We start from the raw sequence: 15,285 nt of genomic DNA, 5'->3' as shown, positions 1-15,285 counted from the left end.
CAACCAGGCCCGACCGGTGCCTTACCCCGCACTTTGCCACGGCAGCCCTTGTCCTCCACGATGGACGATGCCGCTTCCTCGTCGGGGCGGACGGGCGCCGCTTCAGCGCAGCAATGAAAGGTGATCACATGAACACAAAGCAGACAGCGCCTCGGGACGCCGGGGCGCAACGGCCAAGCCCCGACTGGGATGCCCGCGCCCCTGCCGTCCTCCAGGACCAGATTCGGGCTTACGACGACATGCGACATCGTTGCCCGGTGGCCTACAGCGAGTACCTGAACTGGTCGCTGTTCCGCCACGACGATGTGATGCAGGCCCTGGCCGACCCCAAGACCTTCAGCAACGCGGTTTCCAGCTACCCGTCCATCCCCAATGGCATGGACCCACCCGAGCACACGGCCTACCGCATGCTGATCGAATCTTATTTTGCCCCCGAGGCCATGGCCCGATTCGAGCCGGTGTGCCGGCGTATCGCCGCAGACCTAGTGCACGAGCTGCCGTCAGCGGGCGAAGTGGAGCTGATGGAGCAATTCGCCGAGGACTTCGCCCTGCAAATCCAGTGCGCCTTCATGGGGTGGCCGGTGGCGCTGCACGAACCCCTGCGCCGCTGGACCCACCGGAATCGCGCAGCCACGCTGGCGGCGGATCGCGCGGCCATGGCGGCCGTCGCGCTCGAATTCGACGGCTACATCCGGGCGCAACTCGACGCCCGCCGGGCGGCGGGCGGCCAGGCCCCCGATGACGTGACCCGCCGCCTCCTCGGGGAAACGCTGCAGGGCCGGACACTGAGCGACGCCGAGATCGTCAGCATCGTGCGCAACTGGACGGTCGGCGAGCTGTCCACCATTTCCTCCTGCGTCGGGATTCTCACCAAGTACCTGGCCGAACGGCCCGAGTTGCAGCAACGGCTGCGACGGCAGCCGGAGCTGTTGCCAGCCGCCATCGACGAGATCCTGCGCATCCATGCGCCCCTGATCGCCAACCGCAGAATCGCCACCCGGGATGTGGAAATCGGCAGCCGCCAGTTGAAAGCCGGCGAACGAGTCACTCTGATATGGGCTTCGGCCAATCGCGACGAAACCGTCTTCGGCGACGCCGACGAATTCCGCCTTGACCGCGATCCGGCCGACAACCTCCTCTACGGCGCAGGGATTCATGTCTGCCCCGGCGCTCCGCTGGCCCGGCTCGAATTGAAGATCGTGATGGAAGCCCTGCTCAGTCAAACGGAGCGGATCGGAACCGTGGCAGGCAAGGCTCCGGTGCGGGCGAGCTACCCGGCCAGCGGCTACGCCTCGCTGCCGCTGAGGATCGAGCGAGCCGCCGGCCCCGCATCTCAGGCCTGAGACGACCACCGTACGCCGACACGACTTCCAGCGACCCGCTATAAGCACCATAAAAAAAACGGGAGCCAAGGCTCCCGTTTGTCATGGTGAGATCAAGGCTCAGGCCTTGGTCTCGGTCTTCTGACGCAGACGCAGGTTCAGTTCGCGCAGCTGCTTCTCGTCCACCGCGCCCGGCGCGTTGGTCAAGAGACACTGCGCGCGCTGGGTTTTCGGGAAGGCGATCACGTCGCGGATCGACTCGGCGCCGGCCATCAGCGTGACCAGACGATCCAGACCGAACGCAAGGCCGCCGTGCGGCGGGGCGCCGAACTTCAGGTTGTCGAGCAGGAAGCCGAACTTGTTCTGCTGCTCTTCCGGGCTGATCTTCAGGGCGGCGAAGACCTTCTCCTGGATGTCGGCGCGGTGGATACGCACCGAGCCGCCGCCGATTTCCCAGCCGTTGAGCACCATGTCGTAGGCGCGCGCCAGGCAGGCGCCCGGGTTGCTGTCCATCAGGTCCTCGTGGCCCGGTTTCGGGCTGGTGAACGGATGGTGGCAGGCGGTCCAGCGATCGTCGTCCTCGTCGTACTCGAACATCGGGAAGTCGACCACCCACAGCGGACGCCACTCCTTGACGAAGTAACCGCCGGCCAGGCCGCGCTCGTGGCCGATCTTGATGCGCAGCGCGCCGATCGCCTCGTTCACCACCTTGGCCTTGTCGGCGCCGAAGAAGATGATGTCGCCGTTGTCGGCTGCGGTACGCGCCATGATCTCGTTCAGCGCGTTCACCGACAGGAACTTCACAATCGGCGACTGCAGGCCGCTGTTCTCGTCGTTGCTGATCTTGCTCTTGTCGTTGACCTTGATGTAGGCCAGCCCCTTGGCGCCGTAGATGCCGACGAACTGGGTGTAGTCGTCGATTTCCTTGCGGGAGAGCGCCGCGCCGCCCGGCACGCGCAGGGCCACGACACGGCCGTTCGGCAGGTCGGCGGCACCGCGGAACACCTTGAATTCCTCGGTCTTCATCAGGTCGGTCAGTTCGGTGAACTGCAGGCTGACGCGCAGGTCCGGCTTGTCGGAGCCGTAGTAGTGCATGGCGTCGGCGTAGCTCATGCGCGGGAAGTCGCCCAGTTCCACGTCCATCACGTCGCGGAAGATCTGGCGCGCCATGCCTTCGGTGATGTCCATGATCTGGTCCTCGTTCAGGAACGAGGTCTCCAGGTCGATCTGGGTGAATTCGGGCTGACGGTCGGCACGCAGGTCTTCGTCGCGGAAGCACTTGGTGATCTGGTAGTAGCGGTCGAAGCCGGCCACCATCAGGAGCTGCTTGAACAGCTGCGGCGACTGCGGCAGCGCGAAGAATTCGCCCGGGTGCACGCGGGAGGGCACCAGGTAGTCGCGCGCGCCTTCCGGCGTGGAGCGGGTCAGCATCGGGGTTTCGATGTCGATGAAACCCTGCTGGTCGAGGAACTGGCGCACACCCATCGCCACGCGGTAGCGCAGGCGCAGGTTCTTCTGCATCGCCGAGCGGCGCAGGTCGATCACGCGGTGGGTCAGACGCACGTTTTCCGACAGATTTTCGTCGTCGATCTGGAACGGCGGGGTGGCGGCCGAGTTCAGGATCTCGATGTCCTTGGCCAGGATTTCGATCCCGCCGGAAACCAGGTGGGCGTTGGCGGTGCCGGCCGGGCGCTCGCGCACGATGCCGGAGATCGACAGCACGTATTCGTTGCGCGCGCTGTCGGCGGTCTTGAACGCTTCCGGGGTGTCCGGATCGATCACCACCTGCACCAGACCCTCACGGTCGCGCAGATCGATGAAAATCACGCCGCCGTGGTCGCGACGACGATGCACCCAGCCCTTCACCGTCACGGTCTGGCCGAGATAGGCCTTGTCAATCAGCCCGCAGTAATTGGTTCGCATAATATCCTGAATTCAATCGTAAAAATTCGGTAAAGCTTCAGAGTCCATTTCAGTAGGCGAGCGAGCCAAAGCAGGTTGAGTGCCGCCAACGCACAGGAACCGGAATGTACACAAAGTACATGAGGATTCCGAACATTACCGGCGCTCAAGATGCGCAGGCGCAGCCGCCTAATGAGCCCCTTATTCGTCCTTGCCCGGGGGGGCTACCACCCCCATGGAAATCACGTACTTCAGCGCGGCATCCACGCTCATGTCGAGTTCGCGCGTATCCTTCTTCGGCACCATGATGAAGTAGCCCGAAGTCGGGTTGGGCGTGGTCGGCACGTACACGCTGACGTATTCCTCACCGTCCAGGTGCGAAGCCACGTCGGCCGCCGGGGTGCCGGTCTGGAATGCCACGGTCCAGGCGCCCTGGTGCGGAAACTGTACCAGCAGGGCCTGGCGGAACGCATTGCCGGAGTCGGACAACAGCGTGTCGCTAACCTGCTTGACGCTGCTGTAGATCGACTTCACCACCGGGGTGCGCGAGATCAGCGCGTCCCAGAAACTGAACATCCGCTGGCCCAGCACGTTGGCGGCCAGAATGCCGGTGCCCAGCAGGATCAACACCGACAGCAGTACACCGAGACCGGGGATGTGGAACCCGATCAGCGCCTCCGGACGCCAGTGCTCCGGCAGCAGGGTCAGGGTCTGGTCCAGCGTGCCGACGATCAGGTTCAGCACCCACAGCGTCACCGCCACCGGGAGCCAGATCAGCAGGCCCGTGACCAGGTGCCCTTTGAAATTGAGCTGCAGACGCGGCATCAGCTGCAGCTACCGCAGCCGCCGGTGCCGCAGCTGTGGCCGCCGGCCGGCGCCGGGGAACTGCCGTTCTTGAAGTCGGTGGCGTACCAGCCCGAACCCTTGAGCTGGAAACCGGCCGCGCTCAGCTGCTTGCGGTAGTCGTGGCTGCCGCACTCGGGGCAGGCGGCAATCGGCGCATCGCTCATTTTCTGCAGGTGTTCCTTGGCAACCCCGCAGGCATCGCAACGGTATTCATAAATCGGCATGTTTCTCTCCTTCACCCGCCATTGACAATGGCATAGACGGCATGTTTCTTGCTACAGTGAACGCTTGCCAGTACTGGCTTCCGCTCAGGTGGGGGCATCCCACCGCAACGCAAGCAGCGGTCCACAAACGAGTGATTATATCTGACTGCCAGTGCAACACAAAAATACTGTTTCGTCACACCACCGCAATCCCACACGGCGAAGCTGTTGTCTGAACGCGTCAGCAGGAAAGGGAAGCTCATGAAAAACAGTCAGTCACCGCTCGCCGGCACGAAGGGCCTGATCATCGGCATCGCCAACGAGCACAGCATCGCCTACGGCTGCGCCAAAGTGCTCAAGGCGCAGGGAGCGGAGTGTGCCGTCACCTATCTCAACGAAAAGGCCGAGAAGTACGTGCGCCCGCTGGCGGACACGCTGGCGGCGCCGCTGGTGCTGCCGCTCGACGTGGAACAGCCGGGCCAGCTCGCCGCGGTGTTCGACGCCATCGGTCAGCAGTGGGGCGAACTGGACTTCGTCATCCACTCCATCGCCTTCTGCCCGATGCAGGATCTGCACGGCCGCGTCACCGACGTGTCGCTGGCCGGTTTCCAGCAGGCGATGCAGGTATCGTGCTATTCCTTCATCGAAACCGCGCGCCTGGCCGAACCGCTGATGAAACACGGCGGCACGCTGATCACCATGAGCTATTACGGCGCCGACAAAGTGGTGCAGAACTACAATATCATGGGACCGGTCAAGGCGGCGCTGGAGAGCGTCACGCGCTATCTGGCGCACGAGCTGGGCAGCCAGGGCATCCGCGTGCACGCGGTGTCGCCGGGGCCGCTGAAAACCCGCGCCGCCTCCGGCATCGCGCATTTCGACCAACTGATCGACGACGCCATCGCGCGCGCGCCGCAGAACCGCCTGGTGGACATCGAGGACGTCGGCCAGACCTGCGCCTTCCTGATTTCGGACGCGGCGCGTTCGCTGACCGGTGACACCTTCTATGTCGACGGCGGCTACCACATCATGGCCTAAGAGAGGCACCGAGCATGACGCATGACGATCAAGCCTTCGACGATATCCTGCAACAGGCCGAGCAGCTCGGGCCGTTGCCGATGGCAGTGGCGCATCCGTGCAGCCGCGAGGCGCTCATGGGCGCAGTGGAGAGCGCTGACCACGGCATCGCCCGGCCGATCCTGATCGCGCCGCAGGTCAAGCTGAAGAAACTGGCCGAGGAACTCGGCGTCGACCTCACGCGCTTCGAGACCATCGACGTGCCGCACAGCCACGCCGCTGCGGAGCAGGCGGTGGCGCTGGTGCGCGACGGCTACGCCGACATCCTGATGAAGGGCAGCCTGCACACCGACGAATTCATGACCGAGGTGACGGCGCGCAGCAGCGGCATCCGCACCGAGCGCCGCATCAGCCACGTGTTCATCATGAAGGTGGAGAGCTACCCGCGCTACCTGTTCATCACCGACGCGGCGATCAACATCGAGCCCGACCTCACCGCCAAGCGCGACATCTGCCAGAACGCCATCGACCTGTGCCACGCCCTGGGCATCGCCCGGCCCAAGGTGGCGATCCTGTCGGCGGTGGAGACCATCAACCCGGAGATGCGCTCCACCATCGACGCCGCCGCGCTGTGCAAGATGGCCGACCGCGGCCAGATCACCGGCGCCATCCTGGACGGCCCGCTCGCCTTCGACAACGCCATCTCGCGCGAGGCGGCGGCGACCAAGGGCATCGTCTCACCGGTGGCGGGCGACCCGGACATCCTGCTGGTGCCCGATCTGGAATCCGGCAACATGCTGGCCAAGCAGCTGTCCTACCTCGCCGCCGCCGCCTCGGCCGGGATCGTGATGGGCGCGCGCGTGCCGATCGTGCTCACCAGTCGCGCCGACGACTCCAACGGCCGGCTCGCCTCCACCGCGGTGGCGAACCTGCTGGCGCACGGCAAGCAAAGGCGGGAGTCGCTGGCATGAGGAAAGTGCATCTGGCGATCAACGCCGGCTCGGCCACGCTGAAGTTCCGCGCCTACGCCGCCGACAGCCATGGCCTGTTGGTCAAGGGGCTGGTGGAACACTTCGGCCAGGACGGCGGGCGCTTGACGCTGACCGATGGCAAGGGGCTGCCGCTGCTCAAGCAGGAACTGGCCGGCACCGGCCGCGACTTGGCGGTGGCGGCGGTGATCAACGCCCTGGCCGACCGCCAATTGACGGTGGCGGCGGTGCTGCACCGCGTGGTGCACGGCGGTAACCGCTTCAGCGAACCGGTCCGGCTCACGCCGCAGGTGCGCGTCAGCCTGGAGGAATTCGTCGCACTCGCCCCGCTGCACCAGCCGGTGAGCCTGGCGGTGATCGACGCCTTCACCGCACTGGACGAGCGGCTGCTGCAGATCGCCTGCTTCGACACCGCCTTCCACTCCAGCCAGCCGGAGGTGGCGACACGTTTCGGCATCGCCCGCCACTGGCATGCGGAGGGCGTGCGGCGCTACGGTTTTCACGGCCTCTCCTACGCCGCCATCGCGCACCGCCTGCCCGAACTGGGGTTGGCCGAAGCCAAGGTGGTGGTGTGCCACCTTGGCAGCGGCGCCAGCGCCTGCGCCATGGTGCAGGGGCGCAGCGTTGCCAGCAGCATGGGCTTTTCCGCGGTGGACGGCCTGCTGATGGGCACCCGCCCCGGCGCGCTCGATCCGGAAGTGCTGCTGTACTGGATGGAGCACGAGGGCATGGGGGTGGCCGAGGTGCGGCGCGAGCTCTACAAGAACTCGGGTCTGCTGGGGGTATCGGGGCTGTCGGCGGACATGCGCGAACTGCTCGCCAGCCACGCACCGGCGGCACGCGAGGCGGTCGAGCTGTTCTGCTACCGCGTGGTACGGGAAATCGGCGCACTGGCGGCGGCGATGAAGGGGCTGGACGCAGTGATTTTCACTGCCGGCATCGGCGAGCGCTCGCCGGAAATCCGCGCCCGCGTCGTCAAGCAGCTGGGCTGGCTCGGCTTCGAACTGGATCTTTCGGCCAACCTGGCGCAAGCGCGCCGCCTGACGACGCCAGCCAGCCCGCGCAGCGCCTGGATGATCCCCACCGACGAGGAAGGCGAAATGCTGCGTAGCGCCGCCGCGCTGCTGGGCTGAGCGCCGACGTCAGCCCTGCGCCCAGTCGTTGAGCATCAGGCCGAAGCCGATGCCCTGGTTGCGATGGTTGTAGTCGATCAGGCTCTCGCCGTAGCCATTGAAATACTGCAAGTAGCCGCGCAGGCGGCCGGCCAGCGGAAAAGTCCAGCCCAGTTGCAGCGCGCCCTTACCGGACGATGGGTTGTAGCGCGCCAGCGCCGCCAGGGTATGGTCGTTCCAGCGGTACTGGGCCTGTAGGTCGCCATAGCCGTAGTAGCGCAGGATGTCGGGGTTGTCGTCGCTCTCTAGCGGCTCCGGCAGCCGCTGCCACAAGCGCGCCGTCAGCGTCAGCGGGCCGCGCTCCATGCCCAGCATACCGTACACCCGGTTCCAGCTGCGCGACAACGGGTCGCTCTGGCCGTTAGACTGATGCACGAAGCCGCCGCCCAACAGACGCACCCGCCAGCCCAGCACGGACCAATCGACCGGCAGGCTGGCCATGACTTCGGGTTCGTAGTCGGTTTCGCGAAACGGCGAAGACTGCGGCTTGTTGTAGAGCTGCCAGTGCGACTGCTGGGTATAGCCGAACCACAGGTCGGCCGGTGTGCCCAGCACGTTCTGCCAGATCTTGCTCTTGAACGAGAGCTGAAACTTGACTTCGGTGTGGTCGAGATCCTGTCCGGCGACGCCGTGCGTCGGCGTGGACGGTGTCGAGTTGGGAGCAACCTGGTACCAGCCGGGTAGGAAATACGATGGCCGGTGGCCGCGCAGCAGGAAGGTACGGTGCGGGGCGTCCCGATCCAGATCCCACAGCTTGGCCAGCGCCGTGCTCTCCGGCACCGGCTCGGCACGCTCTTCCGCGGCAGGTGGAATGGCAGCGGGTGCGGGCATCGCTTCGGTAAGATTCGGGGCGGGTTCTGCCGGGGCCGGCGCGGCGGCGATGGTAGCGACCGGTGGCCGGGCCGCCATGGCGGCAGTGTCGAAACAGGCGAGCCGCGCCTCGGCCGCGGGCAAGGCGGCGCATCGGCCCAACGCCTCCTCGGCGCTCTCGGCATGGCTCATCAGCGGCAGCAGGAGCGGCAAGCCCGGCAGCCAGCGCAGAATGGACATGGGCGTCATCGGCAAAAAAAGAAGGTATGACCCCCAGCCGGCACCGGCGGTTCCGAAAAACAAAAGGCCCCGCATCGCGGGGCCTTTGCATATTCGCTGTCCTTGCGGACGGATCAGGCAGCCATGGCCTTGATCTGGGCGGACAGACGGCTCTTGTGACGAGCAGCCTTGTTCTTGTGGAACACGCCCTTGTCGGCAATGCGGTCGATCACTTTAACGGAAGCCTGGAACACGTCTTTGGCAGCAGCCTTGTCACCGGCTTCAACAGCCTTGATCACTTTCTTCACTGCGGTACGGAACGCAGTACGCAGGCTGGCGTTATGCGCGCGCTGCTTGAGAGCCTGGCGTGCACGCTTGCGAGCTTGTGCGCTATTAGCCATGAAACTTTCTCCTGATGAGCGGAATCTGAAACCCGCGATTCTAAGCCCTATACTCTGGTTTTGCAACAGCAATGCGTCCCGCGTAAACTAGCCGGCTTGCAAATCCTCCCAACCGGTTTTTCCGCCCAATGAACCTTCTCAAGGCTCTTGCCACCGTCAGCAGCATGACCATGGTGTCGCGCGTGCTGGGTTTCGTCCGCGACGCCATCATCGCCCGCGTCTTCGGCGCCGGGCTCGCCACCGACGCCTTCTTCGTGGCGTTCAAGCTCCCCAACCTGCTGCGCCGGGTGTTTGCCGAAGGCGCGTTTTCCCAGGCTTTCGTGCCGGTGCTGGCGGAATACAAGCAGCAGCGCGGCGAGGACGAAACGCGGCACTTTCTGGCCGCGGTGTCCGGCATGCTGGCGCTGGTGCTGCTGGTGGTGACGGCGCTCGGCATGCTGGTCGCACCGTGGATCATCTGGATCTCGGCACCCGGCTTCGCCAACGATACCGGCAAGTTCGACCTGACCGTCGAGCTGTTGCGCATCACCTTCCCTTATATCCTGTTCATTTCGCTGTCGTCGCTGGCGGGCAGCGTGCTCAACACCTGGAACCGTTTCTCGGTGCCGGCTTTCACACCGACCTTCCTGAACATTTCCTTCATCCTGTGCGCCCTGGTGCTGGCGCCCTACTTCCACCCGCCGGTGCTGGTGCTGGCGTGGGCGGTGTTCATCGGCGGCATCCTGCAGCTGGCCTACCAGCTGCCCTACCTGAAGCAGGTGGGCATGCTGCCGTGGCCGCGCCTGGCGCTGAAGGATGCCGCGGTATGGCGCATCATCCGGCAGATGGGGCCGGCGATCTTCGGGGTGTCGATCGCGCAGATCTCGCTGGTGATCAACACCATCTTCGCCTCGTTCCTGGCCTCCGGCAGCGTGTCGTGGATGTACTACGCCGATCGCCTGATGGAGTTCCCCACCGGGGTGCTGGGCGTGGCGCTCGGCACCATCCTGCTGCCGTCGCTGTCCAAGCACGCCGCCAACAATTCCGCCGACGACTACTCCAAGCTGCTGGACTGGGGCATGCGCCTGTCGCTGCTTCTGGCGGTGCCGGCCACGGTTGGCCTGGCGGTGCTGTCCCAGCCCCTGATCGCGACGCTGTTCATGTATGGCAAGTTCTCGGCGCACGACGCGCTGATGACGCAGCGCGCCCTGATCGCCTACGCCATCGGCCTGCTGGGGCTGATCCTGGTCAAGGTGCTGGCACCCGGCTTCTACGCGCGCCAGAACATCAAGACGCCGGTGAAGATCGCTATCCTCACCCTGTTGCTGACCCAACTGATGAACCTGGCCTTCGTGTTTCCGCTCAAACACGCGGGGCTGGCGCTGTCGATCGGACTGGGCGCCTGCCTCAACGCCGGGCTGCTGCTCTACCTGCTGATCAAGCAGGGGGTGTATGAACCGCAGCCGGGCTGGCGCTCCTTCCTGCTGCGCCTGGGCGTGGCGGTGGGCGGCATGGCGGCGCTGCTGGTGGCAGCGCTGTGGCTGCCGATCAACTGGCACGGCCATTCCTGGCTGCGTGTGACCTGGCTGTCGGCCATCATCATGGCCGGGGTGGTGATGTATTTCGGCCTGCTGTTCGCACAGGGTTTCCGACCCAGCGATTTCATGCGCCGCGAACACTGAGCAACGGGACAGGGCCGGCCTTGGCCCTGTCCGGAATAAGGAAAGTAACGAGACGATGGCGAACAACACCAAGACCCCCGAACAGTCGCCGCTCGGCAAGACCGTGCAGTACCAGGACCAGTACGCACCGGAGCTGCTGTTCCCGATTCCGCGCCAGCAAAAGCGCGACGAGATCGGCGTGGACGGCTCGGCGCTGCCGTTTGCCGGCGTCGACATCTGGACCGGCTACGAGCTGTCGTGGCTCAACGCCCGCGGCAAGCCGCAGGTGGCGATTGCCACCTTCCGCATCCCGGCGGACACCCCGAACCTGATCGAGTCGAAGTCGTTCAAGCTCTACCTGAACAGTTTCAACCAGACCCGGCTCGACAGCATGGAACAATTGCAGGCCCAGCTCGCCCTGGACTTGTCGCGCGCGGCCGGTGGCGCGGTCGCCGTCAGCCTGGCGAGTCCGCAGGATTTTGCGCGGGAACGGATCGACGAGCTGGCCGGCGAGTACATCGACGACATCGACATCGACGTCTGCGACTATCACCCCGATCCGGCACGGCTCTCGGCCGATCTGTCGCACATCGTCAGCGAGACGCTGTGCTCCAACCTGCTGAAGTCGAACTGCCTGGTGACCGGCCAGCCCGACTGGGGCAGCGTGCAGATCCATTACATCGGACCGCGCATCGAGCGCGAGAGCCTGCTGCGCTACCTGATCGGCTTCCGCCAGCACAACGAGTTCCACGAGCAGTGCGTGGAGCGCATCTTCACCGACGTGCTGCGCGCCTGCCAGCCGCAGCAGCTCACCGTGTACGCGCGCTATACCCGACGCGGCGGCCTCGACATCAACCCCTTCCGCAGCAATAGCGGCGAGCCGGCGCCGGCCAACGTGCGCACCGCGCGCCAGTAAAGGCCAAAGGTTGGCCGAAGCCCTTCGGCCAACCTCGTCACGCGGTCCGTCGCGCCTTGCGGCAGGCCATCAGCACCACCGCCCCCACCTTGAACAGACCGGCCGCGACCGTCAGCGACAGGTGCGCGGCGATCAGCAGCGGCATCGCCACCTCCGCGTCGCGAAAATAGGCGGTGTAGACCCCGACGCTGAACACCGACAACGACACCAGCATGGTGACCAGGGCAATACGTTCCATTCCTTGTTGCATGATTCGCACCTTTTGCCGACGGCGCTGCACGTGCCAGGTGACAGCATCCTTTTTAAACATGTACTATTGATACATCTTTAGTGACGGCGCGTCCAGCATCAGAACATGCTGATATAGGTATCGCCGATAAGATGTATTTTTTTGACAACTTATAAGGACTTCACATGCTCAGCAGCCAGCACCGCGAACTCGTCAAAGCCACCGTACCGGTTCTGCGCGAACACGGCGTCGCCCTGACCAGCCATTTCTACCGCCGCATGTTCAGCCACAACCCGGAACTCAAGCACGTGTTCAACCAGGCCAAACAGGAGGCCGGTCAGCAGCAGCAGGCGCTGGCGCTGGCGGTACTGGGCTACGCCGAACACATCGACGACCCTTCGGTGCTGGCGCCGGTGGTGATGCGCATCGCCCACAAGCACGTCGGCCTGGGCATCCGGGCCGAGCACTACCCGATCGTCGGCCATCACCTGCTGTCCTCTATCAGCGAAGTGCTGGGCGAGGCCGCCAGCGACGAGTTGCTGGAAGCCTGGCGCCTGGCCTACGGCCAGCTTGCCGACCTGCTGATCGCGGCGGAACAACAGCTCTACACCGACGGCGCGCTGAGCCGCGGCGGCTGGTCCGGCGTACGCAGCTTCACCGTCACCCGCAAGGTGGCGGAAAGCAGCGAGATCACCTCGTTCTACCTCTCCCCGTCCGACAAGGGCGCGGTGCCCGGCTTCCGTCCCGGCCAGTACATCACGCTGAAACGCTACGTCCCCGAGCTGGGGCTGCTGCAGCCGCGCCAGTACAGCCTGTCCGACGCGCCAGGCCAGGACTACCTGCGCATCTCGGTCAAGCGCGAACCCGGCAACGGCGCCACCCCGGCCGGACGCATCTCCAACCTGCTGCACGACACCGTGCACGAAGGCGACCAGCTCGAACTGGCCCCGCCGGGCGGCGACTTCTTCCTGCACGAAGAACGCAGCACCCCGGTCGTGCTGATCAGCGGCGGGGTTGGCCAGACGCCGATGATCGCCATGCTCAACCACCTGGTGCTGACGCAAAGCCCGCGCCGCGTCGCCTTCGTCCACGGCTGCCGCAACGGTGCGGTGCACGCCATGAAGCGCCACGTCAACCAGCTGGCGGCGGAATGCGACAACGTCAGCAAGGTGGTGTTCTACGAAGAAGTGGGTGCCGACGACCGCCAGGGCAAAGACTACGACCTGCAAGGCCGCGTCGACCTGGGCGCCGTGCGCGAGCAGGTGCTGCTGCCCGACGCCGACTACTACCTGTGCGGCCCCTTGCCGTTCATGCTGGCGCAGCGCGACTGGCTGCTGGCAGCCGGGGTGGACGGCGGGCGCATCCACTACGAAGTGTTCGGCTCGCATACCATAGCCGGCTGATTGTGCCGCGCGGGTGGGAGGGGTATCCTGCCCGCATCATTCGAGACAGAACCGATCATGCAGTTGACCCGCTTCACCGACCTCGGCCTCAGGGTATTGATGTACCTGACCCACCGCGAACGCGACACCCCGGTCACCATCCCGGAAATCGCCGAGCGCTTCGCCGTGTCGCGCAACCATCTGGTCAAGGTGGTGCACTTCATGGCGCAGCAGGGCTGGCTGGTCACCACCCGAGGCAAGGGCGGCGGGCTGGCGCTGGCGCGCCCGGCCGATCACTACCGGCTGGGCGACGTCATCCGCACCCTGGAAGGCATGAGCGATCTGATCGACTGCGCCGAGCCTCCTTGCGCGCTGCGCAGCGGCTGCCAGCTCAAGTCGGCGCTGGACGTCGGCCTCACCGCCTTCTTCGAGGCGCTCAACCGCTTCACGCTGGCCTCCGCCGTCGCTGCGCCGACCGGCGAGGCCATCGTCCGCCTGCACCGCCGGCCCCGTCCGCTGGAGCCGGGCACTGTCTCCTAAGAGCCTGTTCAAAGTCTTTTTTCGGCGGCGGCCGAGTACAGCCGGATGCAGCGCGAGAAGAGAGTCCCGCCGCAGTGTCATTCACTGCCAGGGACGAACGACAACGCGATGCGCCGGCAGTACCCGGCCCCGAAGGGCTGGCCCGGCAAACGGCCAGCTGCGGTGTTGGACGACTTGACCTTAGAATGACTAAGGCCTGCACCGTCCGCCTAGCATCTGGCCATTTGCCAGACCAGCGCAGTCGGAAAAAGACTTTGAACAGGCTCTAACGCCACCCGCCTCCCCACTCGGTTCGACGCCGGCACGGCGCCGCTCCGCGCGACATCCCATCGGTCTCGCTACGCACACCATCTCCCCGCTTCTCCGCATCGAGCGGCCCTTGACCCGCGCGGCTCCGACTACCAGGCCACCGCGCTTCCCCGGGACGGCCTGACCACGTCAGCCGCCGCCCGAGCCTCTGCGCATTGCCCTGCCGGCATCTCCCGCCCATCGCCCCCCCTATGGAACATGGCCGGTAGTTTGCTTGCCTAAACTGGGTCGGCGTCATGCGACGACCACCCAGCTCCGCCTGAGCGGCCCCCGCCACCTCTCACCCAGCGTTGCAGATAGCCCCGGCAACACATCCCCGCAACAGAACGGCCCTAGCCTGTAGCAGGCTGGCTTCTTCGAGAAAGGGAACATTCATGAAGACCACTGAGATCGCCTTGGCCCTGCAAGGTGGCGGCGCGCACGGCGCCTTCACCTGGGGCGTACTGGACAGGCTGCTGGAAACACGCCGCTACCACCCCGCCGCACTGAGCGGCGCCAGTGCCGGCGCCATGAACGCGGCGCTGCTGGTCCACGGCTGGATGGAGGACGGCTACGACGGTGCGCGCGAGGCGCTGGGGCAGTTCTGGCAACGGCTCTCGGCGCTCTACCCCTGGCCGGCAGAGCACGCCCCGCCCGCCGCGCTGCAAGGGCTGCTGCACCTGTCGCACTTCCTGACCTCGGACCAGCTCAACCCGTTCGACTACAACCCGCTGCGCGAGCTGATCGCCAGCAGCATCGACTTCGCCCGGCTGCGCACCACCCCGATCCAGCTGTTCATCGCCGCGACCCACGTCAACAGCGGGCGCCTCAAGCTGTTCCATGCCCACGAGCTGAGCGTGGAGCACCTGCTGGCTTCCGCCTGCCTGCCGCAGTTGCACCACACCGTGCACATCGACGGCGAAGCCTACTGGGACGGCGGCCTCACCGCCAACCCGCCGCTGTTTCCGCTGGCCTACCAGGGGCGCGCCCGCGATATCGTGCTGGTGACGCTGGTGCCGCAACAGTGGGAGGAGACGCCTGGGGGGGCCGGTGCGGTCGAGCGCCGCCTCAACGACATCAGTTTCGGCTCGTCGCTGCATACCGAGTTGCAGGGACTCGCCATCGCCAAGCGCGAAGCCGGCAAAAGCCTGTTCGGCCTGGGCCGGCTGGAGCGGCACCTGCGCCAGCTGCGCCTGCACCATATCGATGCGGACGCCACCACCGGCGCGCTCGACAGCCTGAGCAAGCTCACGCCGCATCACGGCCTGGTGCAGCAGTTGTTTGCCGCCGGGCGCGAGCGGGCGCAGGCCTGGCTGCAAGAGCACGGCGCGGAAATCGGGAGAAAAAGCACGATGCGGCTGTGGCGGCGCATCGGCTGACGCCGGGCGACGTCGTCGCGGCGGAATGGG

General features: G+C 65.6%; 15 protein-coding genes. 9 read left to right on the top strand and 6 right to left on the bottom strand.

The features are described from left to right. The first annotated feature begins 128 nt into the window (after positions 1-128). Entirely contained in the window at positions 129-1,343 is a 1,215-nt protein-coding gene (locus B9N72_RS02165) for a cytochrome P450 (protein ID WP_085274801.1), read from the top strand. A 99-nt stretch (positions 1,344-1,442) separates the two neighbouring features. Here B9N72_RS02165 and aspS read toward each other — a convergent pair whose 3' ends face one another. The 3 genes from aspS to B9N72_RS02150 all read right to left on the bottom strand — a co-directional run bounded on the left by aspS (position 1,443) and on the right by B9N72_RS02150 (position 4,294). Beyond that, on the bottom strand, positions 1,443-3,245 hold the full coding sequence (gene aspS / locus B9N72_RS02160; RefSeq protein WP_085274800.1) for an aspartate--tRNA ligase: 1,803 nt from the start codon (positions 3,243-3,245) through the stop codon (positions 1,443-1,445). A gap of 180 nt (positions 3,246-3,425) precedes the next feature. Further along, positions 3,426-4,049 (bottom strand): DUF502 domain-containing protein, encoded by a 624-nt coding sequence (locus tag B9N72_RS02155; RefSeq protein WP_085274799.1) that lies wholly within the window; start codon positions 4,047-4,049, stop codon positions 3,426-3,428. Next, the gene (locus tag B9N72_RS02150) at positions 4,049-4,294 is read right to left on the bottom strand and encodes an FmdB family zinc ribbon protein (protein WP_085274798.1); all 246 of its coding nucleotides are present in this window, start codon (positions 4,292-4,294) and stop codon (positions 4,049-4,051) included. Before B9N72_RS02150 ends, B9N72_RS02155 begins: the two co-directional genes overlap by 1 nt. A 240-nt stretch (positions 4,295-4,534) precedes the next feature. Here B9N72_RS02150 and fabI point away from each other — a divergent pair, with 240 nt between their 5' ends. From fabI to B9N72_RS02135, 3 genes are read left to right on the top strand one after another with little or no spacing between them, the layout of a single operon-like run. Then, complete coding sequence (gene fabI / locus B9N72_RS02145) at positions 4,535-5,311, top strand: enoyl-ACP reductase FabI (protein WP_085274797.1); 777 nt, start codon at positions 4,535-4,537, stop codon at positions 5,309-5,311. 14 nt (positions 5,312-5,325) lie between these two features. Further along, positions 5,326-6,261: a phosphate acetyltransferase gene (locus B9N72_RS02140; RefSeq protein ID WP_085274796.1), complete on the top strand. Its 936-nt coding sequence runs from the start codon at positions 5,326-5,328 to the stop codon at positions 6,259-6,261. Further along, positions 6,258-7,412 carry an acetate/propionate family kinase gene (locus tag B9N72_RS02135; RefSeq protein WP_085274795.1) on the top strand — a complete coding sequence of 385 codons (1,155 nt, stop codon included), beginning with the start codon at positions 6,258-6,260 and terminating at the stop codon, positions 7,410-7,412. The genes B9N72_RS02140 and B9N72_RS02135 overlap by 4 nt, the downstream gene beginning before the upstream one ends. A 9-nt stretch (positions 7,413-7,421) precedes the next feature. On the opposite strand, the gene B9N72_RS02130 is transcribed toward B9N72_RS02135, so the two are convergent. Together B9N72_RS02130 and rpsT are read right to left on the bottom strand one after the other, a co-directional pair. Beyond that, a complete protein-coding gene (locus B9N72_RS02130) occupies positions 7,422-8,501 on the bottom strand; it encodes a phospholipase A (RefSeq protein ID WP_085274794.1) in 1,080 nt (359 codons plus the stop codon). Positions 8,502-8,614: 113 nt separating this feature from the next. Further along, a complete protein-coding gene (gene rpsT, locus B9N72_RS02125; protein WP_008953359.1) occupies positions 8,615-8,881 on the bottom strand; it encodes a 30S ribosomal protein S20 in 267 nt (88 codons plus the stop codon). 128 nt (positions 8,882-9,009) lie between these two features. Between rpsT and murJ the strand changes: the two genes are divergently transcribed. Beyond that, positions 9,010-10,542, top strand: coding sequence for a murein biosynthesis integral membrane protein MurJ (gene murJ, locus B9N72_RS02120; RefSeq protein ID WP_085274793.1), 1,533 nt, complete (start codon positions 9,010-9,012; stop codon positions 10,540-10,542). A 55-nt stretch (positions 10,543-10,597) separates the two neighbouring features. Continuing rightward, complete coding sequence (queF, locus tag B9N72_RS02115; RefSeq protein WP_085274792.1) at positions 10,598-11,437, top strand: NADPH-dependent 7-cyano-7-deazaguanine reductase QueF; 840 nt, start codon at positions 10,598-10,600, stop codon at positions 11,435-11,437. 37 nt (positions 11,438-11,474) lie between these two features. On the opposite strand, the gene B9N72_RS02110 is transcribed toward queF, so the two are convergent. Continuing rightward, positions 11,475-11,675, bottom strand: a complete 201-nt coding sequence (locus B9N72_RS02110; protein ID WP_234985859.1) for a hypothetical protein — start codon at positions 11,673-11,675, stop codon at positions 11,475-11,477. Positions 11,676-11,851: 176 nt separating this feature from the next. Between B9N72_RS02110 and hmpA the strand changes: the two genes are divergently transcribed. From hmpA to B9N72_RS02095, 3 genes are all read left to right on the top strand, one after another. Continuing rightward, positions 11,852-13,069, top strand: coding sequence for an NO-inducible flavohemoprotein (gene hmpA, locus B9N72_RS02105; protein WP_085274791.1), 1,218 nt, complete (start codon positions 11,852-11,854; stop codon positions 13,067-13,069). A gap of 57 nt (positions 13,070-13,126) precedes the next feature. Further along, positions 13,127-13,588, top strand: a complete 462-nt coding sequence (locus tag B9N72_RS02100; RefSeq protein ID WP_008953364.1) for an RrF2 family transcriptional regulator — start codon at positions 13,127-13,129, stop codon at positions 13,586-13,588. Between the two features lie 683 nt (positions 13,589-14,271). Then, positions 14,272-15,255, top strand: a complete 984-nt coding sequence (locus B9N72_RS02095; RefSeq protein WP_085274790.1) for a patatin-like phospholipase family protein — start codon at positions 14,272-14,274, stop codon at positions 15,253-15,255. The last annotated feature ends 30 nt before the right edge of the window (positions 15,256-15,285 follow it).

This window comes from Pseudogulbenkiania subflava DSM 22618, assembly GCF_900177275.1.
In the GTDB taxonomy this organism is placed as follows: Bacteria; Pseudomonadota; Gammaproteobacteria; order Burkholderiales; family Chromobacteriaceae; genus Pseudogulbenkiania; species Pseudogulbenkiania subflava.
Note: the sequence above shows the minus strand (reverse complement) of the source record. Positions and strands in the feature narration are given on the sequence as shown.

Bases quoted from the DNA above. Each gene is read 5' to 3' on its own strand.
- B9N72_RS02165 (WP_085274801.1), top strand. From the start codon at position 129: ATGAACACAAAGCAGACAGCGCCTCGGGACGCCGGGGCGCAACGGCCA.
- aspS (WP_085274800.1), bottom strand. From the start codon at position 3,245: ATGCGAACCAATTACTGCGGGCTGATTGACAAGGCCTATCTCGGCCAG.
- B9N72_RS02155 (WP_085274799.1), bottom strand. From the start codon at position 4,049: ATGCCGCGTCTGCAGCTCAATTTCAAAGGGCACCTGGTCACGGGCCTG.
- B9N72_RS02150 (WP_085274798.1), bottom strand. From the start codon at position 4,294: ATGCCGATTTATGAATACCGTTGCGATGCCTGCGGGGTTGCCAAGGAA.
- fabI (WP_085274797.1), top strand. From the start codon at position 4,535: ATGAAAAACAGTCAGTCACCGCTCGCCGGCACGAAGGGCCTGATCATC.
- B9N72_RS02140 (WP_085274796.1), top strand. From the start codon at position 5,326: ATGACGCATGACGATCAAGCCTTCGACGATATCCTGCAACAGGCCGAG.
- B9N72_RS02135 (WP_085274795.1), top strand. From the start codon at position 6,258: ATGAGGAAAGTGCATCTGGCGATCAACGCCGGCTCGGCCACGCTGAAG.
- B9N72_RS02130 (WP_085274794.1), bottom strand. From the start codon at position 8,501: ATGTCCATTCTGCGCTGGCTGCCGGGCTTGCCGCTCCTGCTGCCGCTG.
- rpsT (WP_008953359.1), bottom strand. From the start codon at position 8,881: ATGGCTAATAGCGCACAAGCTCGCAAGCGTGCACGCCAGGCTCTCAAG.
- murJ (WP_085274793.1), top strand. From the start codon at position 9,010: ATGAACCTTCTCAAGGCTCTTGCCACCGTCAGCAGCATGACCATGGTG.
- queF (WP_085274792.1), top strand. From the start codon at position 10,598: ATGGCGAACAACACCAAGACCCCCGAACAGTCGCCGCTCGGCAAGACC.
- B9N72_RS02110 (WP_234985859.1), bottom strand. From the start codon at position 11,675: ATGGAACGTATTGCCCTGGTCACCATGCTGGTGTCGTTGTCGGTGTTC.
- hmpA (WP_085274791.1), top strand. From the start codon at position 11,852: ATGCTCAGCAGCCAGCACCGCGAACTCGTCAAAGCCACCGTACCGGTT.
- B9N72_RS02100 (WP_008953364.1), top strand. From the start codon at position 13,127: ATGCAGTTGACCCGCTTCACCGACCTCGGCCTCAGGGTATTGATGTAC.
- B9N72_RS02095 (WP_085274790.1), top strand. From the start codon at position 14,272: ATGAAGACCACTGAGATCGCCTTGGCCCTGCAAGGTGGCGGCGCGCAC.